Origin of the sequence: Pseudomonas sp. LFS074 (assembly GCF_047978165.1) — a bacterium.
Lineage (GTDB): Bacteria > Pseudomonadota > Gammaproteobacteria > Pseudomonadales > Pseudomonadaceae > Aquipseudomonas > Aquipseudomonas putida_P.
The window spans coordinates 891,478-907,668 of the sequence record NZ_JBFPFV010000002.1; the positions used below are offsets into that span (position 1 = coordinate 891,478).

Below are 16,191 nucleotides of genomic sequence, written 5' to 3' on the forward strand. Positions count from 1 at the left end.
TAAGACCTGGAGAGCTATATGAACAAATTTACCATCGCCATCATTCTCGCTACTGGCATGGGCAGTACCTGGTGTATGGCTGAGGCCGCCGACCCAATCAAGGTGGAGTCCCAGGGCAGCGTGATCGGGGACGACGTGCTCTACAGTATCGGCGGCGGCAGCGCTGTCCAGATGGGCAGCGCTGGCCAGATGGAAAGCATCACCGTCGGCGCCGGCTGGCAGAACAACCTGGTCTGCGGAAACATGGACCTCAGCAACACCCTGCAGAACCAGCTGAACGGCGCAACACAGGGCTTCCAACAGATCATGGGCAGCGTCATCCAGAACGCGACCGGCGCTGTCACGTCGTTGCCGGCACTGATCCTGCAGCGGGCAAATCCCGCCCTCTACAACCTGCTGACCAACGGGATCCTGCAGGCGCGCCTCGACTACGACCGATCGAAGGGAACCTGCAGGGCGATGGCCGAACGGATGGCCGACATTGCCGGCGGCCAGATGGGGTGGGGCAAGGTTGCCGAAGGTCAGAAGATGGGGCAAGCCCTGGCATCGAGCAACGATGCCGTGGCAGTGGTCGACAAGGTCGAGCAAGCACCAGGATCGAACGGCGTGACTTGGGTCGGCGGTAAACAGGCCGGTGGCAATGGGCAGCAGCCCATCAAAGTGGTTGGGGATGTTGCCAAAGCAGGCTACAACCTCCTCAACAATCGCGCAGCTCAGGACACCTCGAGCATCCCGCAGTCCAGCTGCTCCAATGGACTGGTATGCGGCAGTTGGGAGTCTCCGGCCGAAGCCGCCCAGTTCGCAAACCGGGTCCTGGGTGAACAGCAGCTACAGACCTGTGAAGGATGCACGACTACATCGACTCCGGGTGTGGGCTTGACCCCGCTGATCCAGGAAACATACGACAAGAAGCTCGCGGCCCTGCAGGAGCTCTTGAAGCCCGGGACCCAGATCACCTCCGAGAAGCTGCGTGAAGCAAGCAGTGACTCCCTCCCCATTACCCGCGGCGTAGTTACTGCCCTTCGTGACGAGCGGGATCAGGCGGTGTTGGCCTCCCGCCTGGCATCCGAGGTCGCCTTGGCTGATGTCCTGGAGAAAGGTCTGCTGCTGCAGCGCATGCTGATTACAGGCAGCAAGGAACCCAACGTGAATGCGAACAAGCTCGCCGTTGAGGCCACACTCGGCCAGGTCGACACGCTTCAGCAACTCATCACCAACCTCAAGACCGAGCTCGACATGCGGCAGCAGCTCGCCAACAACTCTCCGATGAAGATCATCGAGCGCAGCAAGTCGCGCGCCGAAAGTTCCCGCTCGATCTACGAAGCGGCGCCTGAACAGGATCGCCTGATTCAGCTGCAGAAGCCTGCCGGCAAGGAGTGACCATGGCGGAAGATGTCGAGAAAAAAGCCCACCCCCTCAAAGTCCTCCTGGGAGGCGTGTTATTGAGCGTGGTGATGCTGTTGCTGAGCGTGTTGCTCGGCGTCATCGCGGTCAATCATCTGGGCGTGTTCGACACCTGGTTGAAGTGGCGTGAGGGCAATTACCTGCCACTGTTGCTATGGCGACTCGCCCTCTATGGCAGCATCGTCTTCGCGTGGGTGAAGCTCAAGGCGCGTCTGCCTGGGAGCGACGAAGATCAGTCGTCCAAGGGGGTTCAGCGGATCGAGTTCCTGGTACTCCTGTTGTTCGTGATCATCGAGATCTCGAAGGCGCCAATCACCTGGTCGGAGGTCCTATGACGCTCTATACGAACGACTACCTCGAGTATTACCTCACCCTGGTAGGGTGGATCATCAACAACGGGATCTGGGACATGATTTCGGACACGGGCCTTTTCGCCCTGCCCTTTATCATCATCGTGGCCCGTGAGTGGATCAAAGTCCGAGGAGAAGGCGCTGACGAGGGCAACAAGGGGGTGCTGTCCCTGGCTCGCATTGAAACCCAGCTGTACGTTGGGTATGTGGTTGTTTCACTGTGTGCTGTGCCAGCCATCTCCGTGGGATTTGACACTCTGCAGTTCGACCAGGCGCGAGGGAAGCAGTGCCAGGTACTGACGCCGGCGCCCTCGGAGACAGGCTGGAACACCACCTTCAGCTCGTTGGCCGGCAAGAGCGCGAAGGTGCCGGTGTGGTGGGCGCTCGTACACGCGCTGTCCAAGGGGTTGAATAGCGGCGCTGTTGCAGCAATCCCCTGCGGTACAGATCTCAGGCAAATGCGCATGGAGGTCGACGCGATGAGGATCGGCAATCCTCTGCTCGCGCAGGAGGTGGCAGACTTCACCCATGATTGCTTCGGCCCTTCCCGCGCGCGCCTGTTCATGCGTCAGCCCGACATTGGGTCGATCGCCAAAGACCAGAAGGCCCTACAGGACCTGAACTGGATCGGGTCCCACTACCTGCTGAACACGGCTGGTTACTACGACACGGATTACTCCAGAACACCCCGTACATCCTGGCCGTATGACACGAAACGAGATGATGGCATGCCCCAGGTTACCGGTGGTGGTGGGTATCCCACTTGCAAACAGTGGTGGTCTGACGGGAACATCGGCCTGCGGGACCGACTGAAAGCCCAAGTCGATCCTAGTTTGCTGAACCAGTTCCTCGGGTGGGCAAAGTGGCTGTCCCAGGAGGAAGTCACCGACTCGATGATTCGCCAGCTCGTGTCGCCTTCTAGCCAGGTCAACGGCGACGTCTACACCGATTATGGTGGACAGGTCGATGGAACCGTCTGGAACGGCCTTGCACGTGCAGGCGGAACATTGGGGGTCGCCGTCGGGTCGCTGGCCTTCTTCCCGGCGATGGACATGGTGCGCCAAGCCTTACCGATGGTAGTGGCCTTCCTCAAGATGGCCATGGTCATCAGCATTCCACTGGTGCTGATAATCGGTGCGTATCAACTGAAAGTTGCCATGACCATGTCAGTAACAATGTTCGCGTTAATATTTGTAGACTTTTGGTTCCAACTGGCAAGATGGGTCGACAGCACAATCATCGACGTTTTGTATGGTTCGGGCTCACCACACCTATCCTTTGATCCAGTGATGGGCTTGAACACCACCACTCAAGACGCGATTCTGAACTTCGTCATGGGTTCGATGTTCATCATCCTCCCGACCTTCTGGATAGTTGCTCTCGGCTGGGCTGGAGTGCAAACAGGGACGATCCTTAACGGTCTAACCAAAGGAACCGACGCTGTAGGAAAAGCTGGCAGCGAAGGGGGACAAATGGCTCAGAAGGCAGTGAAGTCAATCGGTGGGCAGTAGCGTTGATAAAAGCTTGGTCCTTTACTGAGACCAAGCTTTTCAAGGAAGATCCCGATCAAGACCGTCAGTACGCTCGCCCCACATATTGAGAGGGCAGCCCATAACTCCGTCCCGACCATAGGGGGCTTCTTTATCCTCGGAGAACATATCAACCTTATCCAGGTCAGCTTTGGAAAGTGCGTACAGGCCGAGAGCAAGTGAAATGACCGTCAGCAGCACCGACATAAGCCAGCTTATCGAGTTGGCTAAAATGAGCGCAATTACCATGGCGAGGACTACCCGCTTAACCCAACGGACTGTCGGATTCAAGTCATGCATGCAGAAGCGCGCCACACCTCCCAGGGCCCGGCCTAAGCGGAAGGCAATCGAGTGTTTGGCGGCTGCAGTCATGATTCAATCTCCTTGCCCTATGAGAGCATCTTGCCATCAGATATACGACAGCTTTGGCATTTTCGCAAGGGGTATGGCATAAAACGCCATCACCACTCATCAGGTTCACATCCATGGCCACCCACAATGTCGTCGTTCCACAGCCAATGGAGCAGTCCATTGATGACCTAGTCAGCACGGGTCGTTACCAGAACTTCAGCGAGGTCGTGCGTGCAGGCATCCGGATGCTGCTTGAGCATGAAGCAGCTGAGGCAGCCAGACTCGAAGCGCTGCGCAACGCAACATCAGTGGGCATCATGCAGGTCGAAGCAGGCCAATACGATGAAATCGATCCGGCCAATCTGGCAGCCTACCTCAATAATCTTGGAAGACTGGCGGGCGAAAAGCATGAGTAGGGCCATGGTTCGCATGTCCCCCCAGGCATGCATCGACATCGCCGATACGCTTCGCTTCACTGAGGTGAGGCTCGGTCAGTCCGTCAGGAGTCGGTATCAAGACCTGCTACAGCAGACGTTCCTCGCCCTAGCTGAACAGCCGACGCCGGTAGACAGCAAAATGCGTGATGAGCTTTCCCCGGGCCTTCGTAGCCTGCATCTGTCATTCAACGTGCTGCAGATGACTGACGGCCGCGTGATTAGACCTCGACATATCGTGTTCTACCGAGCTGGGACAGATCAAATCGTTGAGATACTACGAGTCCTCCACGATGCTATGGAGGTCGCACAGAATTTGAAACACCTGCATCAGCAGTAAAGGGTAAATGGCTCAACAGAAAATGGGCTTGAATGGATAATGGAATGGATCACAAGGGTAAAAGCCTTACCTGAAAGGGCCCAAAAACTGAAAGGGCGTCAAGGAGTTAGTCGATGAGTTTCTTAGGGAAAATGGTCCGCCTTGCGACGGTACACCCCCCGTTCATAAACAGCATGAGCAAGGACTTTAGAGACGAAGCAAATGCAGCTTTCGCCGCAAAGCTTAAACGTAGCAAGTTATACATGATCGGGGCTAGGCCACGGACAGAGTTTGGCGATGTACGAATCGTCGACACAGTAAATGACATTGCCCGGATAGAAATTAAGTTAGCAGGAGAGACAGTTGACTGGGGCTATATTAATCTGCAAGCAAATGTACCCCTTGGGGGAGCGGTACATGCGGCCTGGGACGACCAAATAATTCAGATCGGACACAACCGTCCAGGTCCTGGTGAGAAGATGCACTCACACACCTGGTATACCCCCGATTCAGTATACTGGGAAAAATCTAGGGGGAACCCAAACTTACAAGGATTCAACAATCACGCCATTGTTTGCAACTACGACCTACTTTATGTTGGGATAGCAAACAAGCAGGATAGTTTCGAGCGACTGCTAAATAAAGCTCATCAAGGTCGTGTTGAGATCCTTACAGAAGAACAGATTCGCTACCCAACCCCATCGAATCGAGTTTCAGACGAAATCGTATTATTCTTCTTCGACATTGATCCACTTATTATTCAGACATGGGCGCCTGAGGATGAAATGGATGACATGGTTTTGGATATTAATAGCTCGCGCACTATAGCAGATGCCGAAAAAGCATTTGTTAGCCTACTGAAACCCGAGTACAACAATGTTCAATTCAAAGAGTATCCAAGAGGAAAGGATGGCCTTTACGGTTCGGGCTTCAACGTCTATCAATACGTAATATTTGAAAATTTCACTTTTAACACACCATCTGGAACGTTTAATGGCTCAAGAAACGAATTTGGGCTGGGTAGCTCCGGGCACACCATCGTCGTAGAGGGGGACAACGTGACCCTCTACCCTCCCGAATGATGGCCATCTGCCAAGAAATCCGTTCCCCTCGGAATTCGCTTTACCGTTGATGCCATCTTGGCATTAAGAGAAAAGCCCGCTCCATGCACACCCCATGGAGCACCCTATGCAACTCCTCTCCTGGTTGAGCCGCAAACCGGCTAAACCAACACCAGAAGCCTCACCACAGGGCTTCCATCTGCCGGCGAAGGCTACTGCTCTCCTGCAGAGCCCACTCCGTCAGCAGCTCCTGGAGAACATCTGGCGCCGGGCTTCGCTCTCACGAGCTCAGTTCAATACCCTCTACCTTAAACCGCTCGAGCGCTACGCTGAGCTGGTGCAGCTGCTCCCTGCCTCTGAAAACCATCACCATGCCCACCTTGGCGGACTCCTGGACCACGGCCTGGAGATCGTGGCCTATGCCCTAAAGATCCGGCAGACGCACCTTCTGCCAATAGGCGCTCCACCGGAGTCCCAATCCGCTCAAGCAGAAGCCTGGACTGCAGCGGCCGCCTACGGCGCGTTGCTACACGACTTGGGGAAGATCGCTGTTGACCTCCGCGTCGAGCTCGAAGATGGCCGCGCATGGCACCCATGGCACGGCCCGATCAACCGCCCCTACCGGTTCAAGTATGTGAAAGGTAGGGAGTACCAACTGCACGGGGCTGCTTCAGCTCTTGTGTACATGCAAGTCCTGGACACCGGAATCCTGGACTGGCTCAGCGGTTTCCCTGAATTATGGAAGCAACTGATCTACCTTCTCGCCGGCCAGTACGAGCACGCCGGCATCCTCGGCGAAATGGTGATCCAGGCGGATAAAGCTTCCGTTGCCCAGCAACTGGGAGGCAATCCTGAACGCGCGCTGGCGGCCCCAAAGCAATCGCTGCAGCGACAACTGGCCGACGGTCTGCGATTCCTGGTGCGAGAAAAACTCAAGCTCAATCAGCCAGATGGACCGGCAGATGGTTGGCTGACGCAAGATGCGCTTTGGCTGGTGAGTAAGCCAGCAGCAGACCAGCTCCGGGCATACTTGCTGACCCAGGGTATTGAGGGAGTGCCAACCTCCAATGCTCCGTTCTTCAACATGCTGCAGGACCAGGCAATCATCCAGACCAATGCCCAGGATAAGGCGATCTGGAAAGCCACCATCGATAACGGCCGCGGTTGGAAGAACAGCTTCACCTTCTTAAAGGTCTCGCCGGTACTCGTCTGGCCGAATCCGGACGAACGCCCCCCTCTATACGGTGGCAGCCTCACCCTGGACCAGGAACCGGAGACAGTCGCGCAGGCGGGCACCAGTGCGGAAACCGTCTGTGCGGTACCGGATGAGCCAGTCGCCCCCTCGGGCGATGCAACTCAACCGCCGGCACGACCTCGAGCCCTAGTCCAGCCAACTCCAACCGAAGGGATCCGATCATCTGAGCGCGAAGAATTACTGTCACTGTATAGTAATATCACTGCGCCATCAGAAGAGCTAAGTGCTAGCCCAGGCTCAGCAGCCGCCTCCCCTCCTCAGCAAGGACTCGAAGAGGTAGAGCCGGCTGACGATTCTCTAGCAGCCACAGCAAGGAATGCTGCAATAAAAGATGTCACCACCATGCCTACGAGTAGTTCGCTGGGAGGAGCTTTCATCGCCTGGCTCAAAGCCGGGGTCGCCTCCCACAAATTGATCATCAACGATACCAAGGCCCTGATTCACACCGTCGACGACACAGCAATGCTCGTTACCCCTGGGATCTTCAAGCGATATGTGCTTGAGCACCCGGAGCTTGAGAGGATCGTCGGTAAACCGGGGACAGCGGCCTGGCAGCATGTACAACGCGCATTTGAGAAAGAGAAGAGCCACCAGAAAACCAGCAAGCAGCTGAACATCTGGACCTACGATGTAGTAGGCCCACGGAAGACCACGCAGCTGAGGGGCTACTTGCTTCTTGATCCGAAGCTGATCTTTGCTGAGCAGCCCCTGAACAACCCAAGCTTGCGACGAGTGACGGAAGGGGCCGCTGAATGACGCCCCAGAAATTGCTCCGGGAATACCTCGTCGATCACGACCTCCGGCCTGCCAGCGCGAAAATCTACGGCGCGGCAATGAAGAAGCTGGAAAAGAACTTCGGTAACGCTGTTGATGTGGAGACCATCGATCGACGGGACGTCCTTGCCTTAAGGAACAAGCTGATTGAAGGAGGTCTGTCGAAGCGCAGCTGGAACACTTACTCCAATCACCTCCGAACAATATGGGGGTACGGCATCGAGTACGGGATTCTTCCCAACACCGATGTGAACCCATTCAAGAAGACGACGGTAATTGCACCGAAGCGACAGAGCAAAATCATTGCCGGCGAAGCGATCGTCCGTGCAAGGCGGTGGCTCAGAAGTCTTGCTGACCAGGAGGAGTCGACTGGGGACCGGGCCAGAATCACACCAGCGTGGTTCTGGCTGGCAACTTTCGAGATGTTCTACTACACCGGCATACGGCTGAATGCACTGCTATGCATCCGGCTCAAGGATGTGGACTGGGATCGACGGCTGGTTCTCGTCCGCGGCGAAACCGAAAAAACACACCGCGAGTTTCGCATTCCCATCATGGATGGGCTAGCGCCGCACATTCAGCGCCTCGTCGATGAAGCTCGTCGAGCGGGCTTTGCCGCCGATGACCAGCTGTTCAACGTCAATCGTTTCTCCCGCCATTACAAGCGGCATGAAATGAACTCGGACCAGGTCGAGGCGATGTACAAGAAGCTGATCATCAGGCTCGGGGTGCGGATGACTCCGCACCGGTTCAGGCACACGCTTGCAACCGATCTGATGAAGCAGCCGGAAAGAAACATCCACCTGACCAAGAACCTGCTGAACCATTCGAACATCGCAACCACTATGAGCTACATCGAAGCCGACTATGACCACATGCGAGACGTACTGCACGAGCGCAGCATGCAGCAGGGGGCATTGAGGCTTGTACGTCGGGTGGATGAATGTAGTGCACCAAATTCGCGTCCTGGTGAAAGCGGTACCCGCACAGAGCCTGGTCGACGAATAACGATCGAAGAAGATGATCAAGGAGGTGGCTGCTCGGCACCAGAACGTCTGCTGATTGAGTTCAGGCAGAGCTGTGCCAGTGCTTTGCTACCGCCCGAAGATCTCTTTCAACCAAGCCTTCTGTTCAGCCTGATGGCATCGACAACAGGGTCTACACCTTTTGCTCGATCTCATTCTGCTGTCGCAGGCACTGTGTACAACGCCCGTGCCTCCCCGAAGTTCTGAACCGACGAATGGCAATGAGCCACTACATGGTTAGCTGAAGCAGGGCAGATAGCACATAACTGTTCCAGGTCACTGGTGCTAGGAAACTGGCGCCATGCCTTTGGCTGCGCGTGTTTTGGAGACGTCGCGAAGCGAGGTTTCGCGGAGGTGAGCAGCCCGCAAATCCCCTAAGTCATTGAGTTTTTTGGCCCAGGAACGAAAAAGCCCGCCATAAGTGGCGGGCTATTCCATATTGACATCACGCCGAAGCGAGCCTAAGGTTCGCTCCAGACGGCTGCAAGACTAGACATGGCTGTGGCAAGCCCCCCTCTCTAGCACTCACGAACCGCTGTGAATAATGGTGGGTCGTGTAGGATTCGAACCTACGACCAATTGGTTAAAAGCCAACTGCTCTACCAACTGAGCTAACGACCCATTTGATGGCGCGTATAATACTGATTTCTAACGAGAAATCAACACCCCATCAAAAAACCTTTGAAAAATACCGCGTTGGGTCTTCGACACCGGCGGCCTTGAAGCCGTCGGCGCGCAGGCGGCAGCTGTCGCATTTGCCACAGGCACGGCCGTCATCATCGGCCTGGTAGCAGGAAACGGTCAGGCTGTAATCCACACCGCGGGCCATACCGGCCTGCACGATCTGCGCCTTGCTCATGTTCTGCAGCGGCGCCTGGATGCGGAAACCCTGCCCCTCTACACCGGCTTTGGTCGCCAGGTTTGCCATGCGCTCGAAGGCTTCGACGAACTCGGGGCGGCAATCCGGGTAGCCGGAGTAATCCACGGCATTGACGCCAATGAAAATATCACGCGCCTCCAACACTTCGGCCCAGCCCAGGGCAAGCGAAAGGAACACGGTGTTGCGCGCTGGCACATAAGTGACCGGGATGCCCTCACTTGGGGCTTCCGGCACATCGATGTTGCTGTCGGTCAACGCCGAACCGCCAATGCCGTCAAGGTTCAGCCCGATCACCTTGTGCTCCACCACTCCCAGGTCACGGGCCACGCGGGCAGCGGCATTCAACTCGGCACGATGGCGCTGGCCGTAATCGAAGCTCATGGTGTAGCAGCTGTAGCCTTCGGCCTTGGCCATGGCAACTACGGTGGCCGAGTCCAGGCCCCCGGACAACAGGATTACTGCGCGTTTATCGATCATGTGTAGGTGCTCCTCAATCAACGTCCGGGTTCGTCGTTCCACAGCAGCTTGTGCAGCTGCAGCTGGAAGCGCACGGGCAGGTTGTCGGCAACGATCCAGTCCGCCAGGTCGCTGGCTTTCACCTGGTGGTGGCTCGGCGAGAACAACACCTCACCCGCACGCTCGGAAAGGTTGTACTGGATCAGCTTGGAAACTGCCCAGTCGTAGTCCTCGCGGGAACAGATGACGAACTTGACCTGGTCGTTACGGGTCAGCTGCTCGATGTTCTCGTAGCGGTTACGGTGCGATTCTTCGGAACCTGGGGTTTTCAGGTCGACCACACGGCTGACGCGGGTGTCGGTACCGGTAATGTCCAACGCACCGCTGGTTTCCAGCGACACTTCGTACCCGGCATCACACAGCCGCTGCAGTAACGGCAGGGCGTTGGGCTGGGCCAATGGCTCACCACCGGTGACACAGACGTAGCGCGGTTTGAAACCGGCCACCTGCTCAAGGATCGAATCGAGGGTGCGAAGGGTACCGCCACTGAAGGCATAGGCACTGTCGCAGTACTGGCAGCGCAGGGGGCAACCTGTGAGGCGCACGAATACGGTGGGCAACCCAGCCGTTCGCGTTTCACCCTGCAAAGAGTAAAAGACTTCGGTGATGCGTAATGTGTCTTGCATGCTCGCCACGGGCGTGACAGCTAAACAGGCTGCCCGCCTCCTCAGGCACTGTTGCGGACTCGACATAGCGTTATCCGCAGCAGCGTGTTTACGAAAAAAGGGCAGTGATTCTAACGAAAAAACCCGCGACTGGCGCGGGTTTCTTTCGAGCGGTGCAACTACGACACTCAGAGCTTCTGCAGGTCACGCTGAGCCAGTTGCGCGGCCGAGGTGCCGGGGTACTGGGTAATAACCTGCTGCAGGATGCCCTTGACCTTGTCGGTATGCCCCATACGGCGCTCGACATCGGCCAGTTTGTACAGTGAATCGGGCACCTTGCTGTGCTTCGGATACTTCTGACTTACTTGAGCGAAGGCCTGGCTTGCGCCTGGCAGGTCACCCTTGGCCAGGTTCACTTCACCCAACCAGTACTGCGCGTTGCCGGCGTACTGGCTGTTTGGGTACTTGCGCAGGAATGCGTTGAACGCCTGGCTGGCCTTGTCGAAGTCTTTCTGTTTGATCAGGTCGAAAGCAGCATCGTAGTAAAGCTTTTCTTTCGCCGGATCACCGGGCTCGCTACTGGCGGCCGGTTGTTGCGCAGCAGCACCTGCTGCTGCATCCGGGGCGGCATTGGACGCACCACCACCGGTGGAATTGTCAGGGGTTGCGGCAGGCGCAGCGCCACTGTTGATGCGACGGTCCAGGTCCTGGTAACGCTCCAGGTTTTCCTGCTTCATGCGCGACACATCGTTTTGCAGCTCTTCGATGATGCCTTGCTGGCGGGAAAGCTGATCCTGCATCTGTTGCAGCTGCATGAACAGCTGGCCCTGTGCAGAGGCAGGGGCCGAAGCCCCTGACCCGGCATAGGCGCCGCTCGTGCCATAACCCGCAGGCGGATAGCTGCCTGCGTTGTCATCTACTACAGGGACCTCAGCCCAGGCCGCGAGCGGCAGGCTGAGTGCGAGGACGGTTACTACACGGCGGCACATACGCATAAGAACTTACTTACGCAGTTCTACGCGACGGTTCTGAGCCCAGGACTGCTCGTCGTTGCCGGTGGCAACTGGACGCTCTTCGCCGTAGGAAACCAGTTCCAGCTGAGCAGGGGAAACGCCCTGCAGAACCAGGTAGCGCTGAACGGCTTTCGCACGACGCTCACCCAGAGCCATGTTGTACTCGCGGGTGCCGCGCTCGTCGGTGTTGCCTTCCAGAACAACGCGGTTGCCGTTGGACTTCAGGTCCTTGGCGTGAACGTCCAGAGCGCGCATGGCTTCTGGCTTCAGGTCCGAGCTGTCGTATTCGAAGTAGAAGGTGGTGATTGCGCGCAGGGCGGCTTCTTCGCTCAGGGAACCGTCAACAGCGCCAGTGTTGGCACCGTAGCCAGCGTTAGGATCTACAGCAGCGCCTTCGCCTGCGTTATCACCGCCCTTCGAGGAGCAACCTACAGCTACAGCCATGGCCAGAGCCAGCGCAGCAAATTTACCAAACTTCAGCATTTCCATCGTGAAACTCCTAATGAAACCCCAGTGTGTTAAGCAAAACGTATTACGCCGCAATCAGTTCAGGTAAGGGGACCAGGACGGTTCTCTGACTTCGCCTTGAGCGGTAGGAAGTGGGAGCCTCACGCGGCCATTAAGCGACACGAGCATCAAGACTCCCCGGCCCTGCTGGCGGGTGGCGTAGATTAGCATGGTGCCGTTTGGCGCGACAGTGGGAGACTCATCAAGACTTGTTTCAGACAGAATCTTTACACTTCCGCGCTGCAAGTCCTGTGCCGCCACTTTGAAGTTGGTAAAGCCCTGTTGGCGATGGATCATCACCAGGGTCTTTTCGTCTGCCGAAAGTTTCGGGTTGGCGTTGTAGTTACCCACGAACGTTACACGCTCGGCACCGCCACCACTGACCGACTGTTTATAGATCTGCGGTTTGCCGCCACGGTCGGAAGTGAAGTAAAGGGTGTTGCCATCCTTACCCCAGAACGGCTCGGTATTGATACCTGGGCCGGCAGTCACACGGCTGATCTGGCGCGAAGCCACATTCATCACGTAGATGTCCGGGTTGCCGTCCTTGGACAGCACGAACGCCAGGCGCGAACCGTCCGGCGACCAGGCTGGCGCGCCGTTCAGGCCTTCGAAGTTGGTCACCTGCTCGCGGCGACCGGTATCGATGTTCTGAATGAAGATACGCGGGCGCTTCTGCTCGAACGAAACGTAGGCGATACGCTTGCCATCCGGCGCAAAGCGCGGCGACAGGATTGGTTCACGCGACTGCAGCAGGGTTACCGCACGCGCACCGTCGTAGTCCGAACGCTGCAGGGTGTAACGGGTGTTGTTGGTGGAGAAGCGCTCGGCCGTCACGTACAGCATGCGGGTAGAGAACGCCCCCTTGATGCCGGTGAGCTTCTCGAACGACTGGTCGGCAATGTAGTGCGCCATGTCGCGCAGCTGGTCGGTGCTGCCCGCCACGCTACCGGTCAGCACTTGCTGCTCGGTGGCGACGTTGAACAGCGCGTACTGCACCTGCAGGCGACCGCCCGACGGCACGATGCTGCCGACCATCACGTACTGGGCACCCAGCGCTTTCCAGTCACGGAAGATCACTTCGCTGGCCTGCGACGGCTGGCTGATCATGTTCTGCCGCGGAATCGGCGAGTAGTAACCAGAGTTGCGCAGGTCGTTGCCGATGATGTCGGCGATGTCTTCGGGCAGCACGCTGCCGCCCTGCAGGCCGAACGGCACTACCGCGATGGGTGTAGCCCGGTCACTGCCACTGGTGACCAGGATGTTCTTTTCCTCTGCCACCGCCATGCCTGCCACGCAGCACAGCATGACCAGCAGTCCTCTCAGACGTTTAATCACAACGCTAGATCCTCAGGTGTAAATGTCATCTTGAACGAACGATATTGGTTGAAATCGCTCGGCTTCATACCCTGCATCTCGGTCAAACGACCAATGTTCTTCACCGCAGCCACCGCCGAACTGTCATACGGGCCGTCACCACTGGAACGGGCCACGCTGACACTGGTGATGGTACCGTCCGGCAACATGTTGATCTGCAGGACCACCGTCATGCCCTTGCGCGCGGAAGGCGGACGCGCCCAGCCCTCGGCCGCGCGCATGCGGATCAGGTCGTCGAAGTCGCCGGCCACCTGGTCACCCTGCTCGTCGGCCAGCGCCTGCTGCCGCTCGGTGGTGTCGGACAACAGCTCGGCCAGGGCCTGGGCTTTCTTGTCTTCTGCCGCCTTGCGGGCCGCTTCCTGTGCCTTCTTTTTCTGGGCGTCTGCAGCGGCCTTTTTCTTGGCCTCTTCAGCTGCCTTCTTCTTAGCGTCCTCGGCCGCCGCCTTCTTCTTGGCGTCCTCGGCTGCTTTCTTCTTGGCCTCCTCGGCTGCCTTTTTCTTGGCGTCCTCGGCGGCTTGTTTCTTCGCCTCTTCAGCGGCCTCTTTCTTGGCCTCTTCTTCGGCTTTTTTCTTGGCTTCGTCCTCGGCCTTCTTCTTGGCGATGTCGGCCTGCTGCTTCTCGGCAGCCTTCTTCGCCTCGTCGGCCTTCTTGGCTTCGGCAGCTTTCTTGGCTTCGGCAGCCTTGGCGGCTTCTGCGGCCTTGGCAGCTTCTTCGGCTTTTTTCGCCTCGGCGGCTTCGCGGGCCTCCTCGGCCTTTTGAGCAGCGTCGGCTTTCTTTTGTTCCGCAGCCTTCACTGCTTCCTGCTCGACCTTCTTCTGCTCCAACTGCTCGACTTCGGTCTGGCGCGAAGCGGTTTTCTTCGCTTCCCCGGCAATCTTCTGATTGGTCTGGGTGGTCGCCTGGCTCTTGGACTTGAGCTGGTACAGGGTAGCCTGAACGATCGGCTTGGAAGGCGGCAGCTCAGGCGTCATGGCAAAACTGACGAACAGCAGGGCGAACACCAGCACATGCAGGCCGATGGCCCAGACACTGGGCCAGAAGTAGCTTTCCGAGGCGGATGGCTCTCGCTGTTGCATCAGGGCGCCTCGGTAATCAGGCCAACGTTACCGACACCGGCCTTCTGCAACCCGCCCATGGCACCCATGACCGCGCCATAGTCGACAGCCTTGTCGCCACGAATGAACACCTGGGTTTGCTTGCCCTGGTCACGGCCGGCAGCAATGATCTTGGTCACTGCATTGGTCATGTCAGGCAAGGTCATGGCCTTGTCCATCTGCTTGTCGGTATCGACTTCGCTGCCAAGGTTCCAGTAGTAGGTTTTATCGGCCTTGATGGAGATGGTGAGGATCTGGACGTTGTTGTCCTGCGGCAAGGCTTCGCTGGAAACCTTGGGCAGGTCGACCTTCACGCCCTGGTTGAGCATGGGCGCCGTCACCATGAAGATGACCAGCAGCACCAGCATCACGTCGATGTAGGGCACCACGTTCATCTCGGCGACGGGCTTGCGTTTGTGGCGAACTCGGGCCATGGGCTTCTACCTGATTACTCTTCGCTGGTGTGCACTTTGCGGTGCAGGATCGCCTGGAACTCGTCGGCGAAGGTGTAGTAACGACCGATCAGCACTTCACTGCGCGCGGCGAAACGGTTGTAGGCGATGACCGCCGGGATCGCTGCGAACAGGCCGATGGCGGTGGCGATCAGCGCTTCGGCGATACCTGGGGCGACTGTGGCCAGGGTGGCTTGCTGGGCGCTGGCCAGGCCGCGGAAGGAGTTCATGATGCCCCATACGGTACCGAACAGGCCGATGTACGGGCTGGTGGAACCAACGGTGGCCAGGAACGGCAGGCTCTGTTCGAGTTTTTCTTCCTCGCGAGAAATGGCCACGCGCATGGCACGGCCAACGCCTTCCATCACCGCGTCCGGGTCAACGCCCGGTTGCTGGCGCAGGCGCGAGAACTCCTTGAAGCCGGCACGGAACACCTGCTCCACGCCAGAGTCCGGGTCTGGGTTGCTGCCTGCCTGGCGGTACAGCTTGGACAGGTCGATGCCCGACCAGAAGCGCTCCTCGAAGGCATCCAGCGCACGACGACCGGCGCGCAGCATGGTGCTGCGCTGGAAGATCATGATCCATGAGGTGACCGAGGCGGCCACCAGGGTCAGCATTACCAGCTGTACCACCACGCTGGCATTGCTGACCAGACTCCACATGGAGGTATGGTCGACGACGTTAGCTTCCACGCTTATTCTCCTGCATTCGATTGATTACCCGAGCCGTCCGCCATAAAGGCTTCGCGCAGCTGGGGGGGTATGGCTCGGGGTTTGAAAGTGTCGGCGCGCACGGCGGCCACCAGGAACTGCCCTTCGCAAAGCAGCGTGTCATCCTTTTCCCGCCAGACCTGCTGCACGAAGCGCAAGCTGGCGCGATTGAGTTCAAGTACTTGCGCGGTCACCCGCAGTTCGTCATCAAGCCGCGCCGGCGCGTGATACCGCGCTTCGCTGGAATGAACCACGAACAGCAGGTTGTCTTCGGCCAGTTGCGACTGGGAAAAGCCCAGGTGCCGCAGGCGTTCGGTGCGCGCGCGCTCCATGAATTTCAGGTAGTTGACGTAATACACCACGCCGCCCGCATCGGTATCTTCGTAATAGACGCGACAACGGTGTGCGAACGGTTCGAGCTGATTTTGCGCGCGCATACTCTAGTGCTTACTCCTCAGCTTGCCAATCCGCTGTGGCAACTGTTTTTTCTTCATTGATGTCTTATTGCCAGCGCACTTTGGGCATGCCAGCGGTA

General features: G+C 57.8%; 18 protein-coding genes and 1 tRNA gene. 8 read left to right on the plus strand and 11 right to left on the minus strand.

Annotated elements, in window-relative coordinates; translation table 11 throughout:
• Positions 1 to 18 precede the first annotated feature (18 nt).
• The 3 genes from ACNQP3_RS22250 to ACNQP3_RS22260 are packed head-to-tail and all read left to right on the plus strand — an operon-like array spanning position 19 to position 3,265.
• Positions 19 to 1,380, plus strand: coding sequence for an integrating conjugative element protein (locus tag ACNQP3_RS22250; RefSeq protein ID WP_023628680.1), 1,362 nt, complete (start codon positions 19 to 21; stop codon positions 1,378 to 1,380).
• Positions 1,381 to 1,382: 2 nt separating this feature from the next.
• Complete coding sequence (locus ACNQP3_RS22255; protein WP_023628681.1) at positions 1,383 to 1,739, plus strand: hypothetical protein; 357 nt, start codon at positions 1,383 to 1,385, stop codon at positions 1,737 to 1,739.
• The gene (locus tag ACNQP3_RS22260) at positions 1,736 to 3,265 is read left to right on the plus strand and encodes a conjugal transfer protein TraG N-terminal domain-containing protein (RefSeq protein WP_023628682.1); all 1,530 of its coding nucleotides are present in this window, start codon (positions 1,736 to 1,738) and stop codon (positions 3,263 to 3,265) included. Before ACNQP3_RS22255 ends, ACNQP3_RS22260 begins: the two co-directional genes overlap by 4 nt.
• A gap of 39 nt (positions 3,266 to 3,304) precedes the next feature.
• Here ACNQP3_RS22260 and ACNQP3_RS22265 read toward each other — a convergent pair whose 3' ends face one another.
• Positions 3,305 to 3,655, minus strand: a complete 351-nt coding sequence (locus ACNQP3_RS22265; protein ID WP_023628683.1) for a hypothetical protein — start codon at positions 3,653 to 3,655, stop codon at positions 3,305 to 3,307.
• A 113-nt stretch (positions 3,656 to 3,768) separates the two neighbouring features.
• Here ACNQP3_RS22265 and ACNQP3_RS22270 point away from each other — a divergent pair, with 113 nt between their 5' ends.
• The 5 genes from ACNQP3_RS22270 (at position 3,769) to ACNQP3_RS22290 (ending at position 8,709) form a co-directional block, all read left to right on the plus strand.
• Entirely contained in the window at positions 3,769 to 4,050 is a 282-nt protein-coding gene (locus ACNQP3_RS22270; protein ID WP_070086529.1) for a type II toxin-antitoxin system ParD family antitoxin, read from the plus strand.
• 4 nt (positions 4,051 to 4,054) lie between these two features.
• Positions 4,055 to 4,408 carry a type II toxin-antitoxin system RelE/ParE family toxin gene (locus ACNQP3_RS22275; protein ID WP_023628685.1) on the plus strand — a complete coding sequence of 118 codons (354 nt, stop codon included), beginning with the start codon at positions 4,055 to 4,057 and terminating at the stop codon, positions 4,406 to 4,408.
• Positions 4,409 to 4,521: 113 nt separating this feature from the next.
• The gene (locus ACNQP3_RS22280) at positions 4,522 to 5,469 is read left to right on the plus strand and encodes a hypothetical protein (RefSeq protein ID WP_023628686.1); all 948 of its coding nucleotides are present in this window, start codon (positions 4,522 to 4,524) and stop codon (positions 5,467 to 5,469) included.
• 94 nt (positions 5,470 to 5,563) lie between these two features.
• A complete protein-coding gene (gene mobH / locus ACNQP3_RS22285; RefSeq protein ID WP_028690576.1) occupies positions 5,564 to 7,459 on the plus strand; it encodes a MobH family relaxase in 1,896 nt (631 codons plus the stop codon).
• A complete protein-coding gene (locus ACNQP3_RS22290) occupies positions 7,456 to 8,709 on the plus strand; it encodes a site-specific integrase (protein ID WP_023628688.1) in 1,254 nt (417 codons plus the stop codon). Before mobH ends, ACNQP3_RS22290 begins: the two co-directional genes overlap by 4 nt.
• A gap of 338 nt (positions 8,710 to 9,047) precedes the next feature.
• Here ACNQP3_RS22290 and ACNQP3_RS22295 read toward each other — a convergent pair.
• The 10 genes from ACNQP3_RS22295 to ybgC all read right to left on the minus strand — a co-directional run bounded on the left by ACNQP3_RS22295 (position 9,048) and on the right by ybgC (position 16,093).
• A tRNA-Lys gene (locus ACNQP3_RS22295) sits at positions 9,048 to 9,123 on the minus strand.
• A 49-nt stretch (positions 9,124 to 9,172) separates the two neighbouring features.
• On the minus strand, positions 9,173 to 9,877 hold the full coding sequence (gene queC / locus ACNQP3_RS22300) for a 7-cyano-7-deazaguanine synthase QueC (RefSeq protein ID WP_256098722.1): 705 nt from the start codon (positions 9,875 to 9,877) through the stop codon (positions 9,173 to 9,175).
• Complete coding sequence (gene queE, locus ACNQP3_RS22305) at positions 9,877 to 10,524, minus strand: 7-carboxy-7-deazaguanine synthase QueE (RefSeq protein ID WP_012273760.1); 648 nt, start codon at positions 10,522 to 10,524, stop codon at positions 9,877 to 9,879. Before queE ends, queC begins: the two co-directional genes overlap by 1 nt.
• A gap of 167 nt (positions 10,525 to 10,691) precedes the next feature.
• Positions 10,692 to 11,498, minus strand: a complete 807-nt coding sequence (gene ybgF, locus ACNQP3_RS22310; RefSeq protein WP_012273761.1) for a tol-pal system protein YbgF — start codon at positions 11,496 to 11,498, stop codon at positions 10,692 to 10,694.
• 6 nt (positions 11,499 to 11,504) lie between these two features.
• A complete protein-coding gene (pal, locus tag ACNQP3_RS22315; RefSeq protein ID WP_012273762.1) occupies positions 11,505 to 12,005 on the minus strand; it encodes a peptidoglycan-associated lipoprotein Pal in 501 nt (166 codons plus the stop codon).
• A gap of 54 nt (positions 12,006 to 12,059) precedes the next feature.
• A complete protein-coding gene (gene tolB, locus ACNQP3_RS22320) occupies positions 12,060 to 13,331 on the minus strand; it encodes a Tol-Pal system beta propeller repeat protein TolB (RefSeq protein ID WP_012273763.1) in 1,272 nt (423 codons plus the stop codon).
• A 26-nt stretch (positions 13,332 to 13,357) separates the two neighbouring features.
• Positions 13,358 to 14,476 (minus strand): cell envelope integrity protein TolA, encoded by a 1,119-nt coding sequence (gene tolA, locus ACNQP3_RS22325; protein WP_264316476.1) that lies wholly within the window; start codon positions 14,474 to 14,476, stop codon positions 13,358 to 13,360.
• Positions 14,476 to 14,928 (minus strand): protein TolR, encoded by a 453-nt coding sequence (gene tolR / locus ACNQP3_RS22330; protein ID WP_012273765.1) that lies wholly within the window; start codon positions 14,926 to 14,928, stop codon positions 14,476 to 14,478. The genes tolA and tolR overlap by 1 nt, the downstream gene beginning before the upstream one ends.
• 14 nt (positions 14,929 to 14,942) lie before the next feature.
• Positions 14,943 to 15,638 (minus strand): protein TolQ, encoded by a 696-nt coding sequence (gene tolQ, locus ACNQP3_RS22335; protein ID WP_010952367.1) that lies wholly within the window; start codon positions 15,636 to 15,638, stop codon positions 14,943 to 14,945.
• A gap of 2 nt (positions 15,639 to 15,640) precedes the next feature.
• Positions 15,641 to 16,093 carry a tol-pal system-associated acyl-CoA thioesterase gene (gene ybgC, locus ACNQP3_RS22340; protein WP_012273766.1) on the minus strand — a complete coding sequence of 151 codons (453 nt, stop codon included), beginning with the start codon at positions 16,091 to 16,093 and terminating at the stop codon, positions 15,641 to 15,643.
• Positions 16,094 to 16,191 lie beyond the last annotated feature (98 nt).

What these genes read in the sequence shown, in the direction of transcription:
- ACNQP3_RS22250 (WP_023628680.1), top strand. Translation starts at nt 19, where the DNA reads ATGAACAAATTTACCATCGCCATCATTCTCGCTACTGGCATGGGCAGT.
- ACNQP3_RS22255 (WP_023628681.1), top strand. Translation starts at nt 1,383, where the DNA reads ATGGCGGAAGATGTCGAGAAAAAAGCCCACCCCCTCAAAGTCCTCCTG.
- ACNQP3_RS22260 (WP_023628682.1), top strand. Translation starts at nt 1,736, where the DNA reads ATGACGCTCTATACGAACGACTACCTCGAGTATTACCTCACCCTGGTA.
- ACNQP3_RS22265 (WP_023628683.1), bottom strand. Translation starts at nt 3,655, where the DNA reads ATGACTGCAGCCGCCAAACACTCGATTGCCTTCCGCTTAGGCCGGGCC.
- ACNQP3_RS22270 (WP_070086529.1), top strand. Translation starts at nt 3,769, where the DNA reads ATGGCCACCCACAATGTCGTCGTTCCACAGCCAATGGAGCAGTCCATT.
- ACNQP3_RS22275 (WP_023628685.1), top strand. Translation starts at nt 4,055, where the DNA reads ATGGTTCGCATGTCCCCCCAGGCATGCATCGACATCGCCGATACGCTT.
- ACNQP3_RS22280 (WP_023628686.1), top strand. Translation starts at nt 4,522, where the DNA reads ATGAGTTTCTTAGGGAAAATGGTCCGCCTTGCGACGGTACACCCCCCG.
- mobH (WP_028690576.1), top strand. Translation starts at nt 5,564, where the DNA reads ATGGAGCACCCTATGCAACTCCTCTCCTGGTTGAGCCGCAAACCGGCT.
- ACNQP3_RS22290 (WP_023628688.1), top strand. Translation starts at nt 7,456, where the DNA reads ATGACGCCCCAGAAATTGCTCCGGGAATACCTCGTCGATCACGACCTC.
- queE (WP_012273760.1), bottom strand. Translation starts at nt 10,524, where the DNA reads ATGCAAGACACATTACGCATCACCGAAGTCTTTTACTCTTTGCAGGGT.
- ybgF (WP_012273761.1), bottom strand. Translation starts at nt 11,498, where the DNA reads ATGCGTATGTGCCGCCGTGTAGTAACCGTCCTCGCACTCAGCCTGCCG.
- pal (WP_012273762.1), bottom strand. Translation starts at nt 12,005, where the DNA reads ATGGAAATGCTGAAGTTTGGTAAATTTGCTGCGCTGGCTCTGGCCATG.
- tolB (WP_012273763.1), bottom strand. Translation starts at nt 13,331, where the DNA reads ATGCTGTGCTGCGTGGCAGGCATGGCGGTGGCAGAGGAAAAGAACATC.
- tolA (WP_264316476.1), bottom strand. Translation starts at nt 14,476, where the DNA reads ATGCAACAGCGAGAGCCATCCGCCTCGGAAAGCTACTTCTGGCCCAGT.
- tolR (WP_012273765.1), bottom strand. Translation starts at nt 14,928, where the DNA reads ATGGCCCGAGTTCGCCACAAACGCAAGCCCGTCGCCGAGATGAACGTG.
- ybgC (WP_012273766.1), bottom strand. Translation starts at nt 16,093, where the DNA reads ATGCGCGCGCAAAATCAGCTCGAACCGTTCGCACACCGTTGTCGCGTC.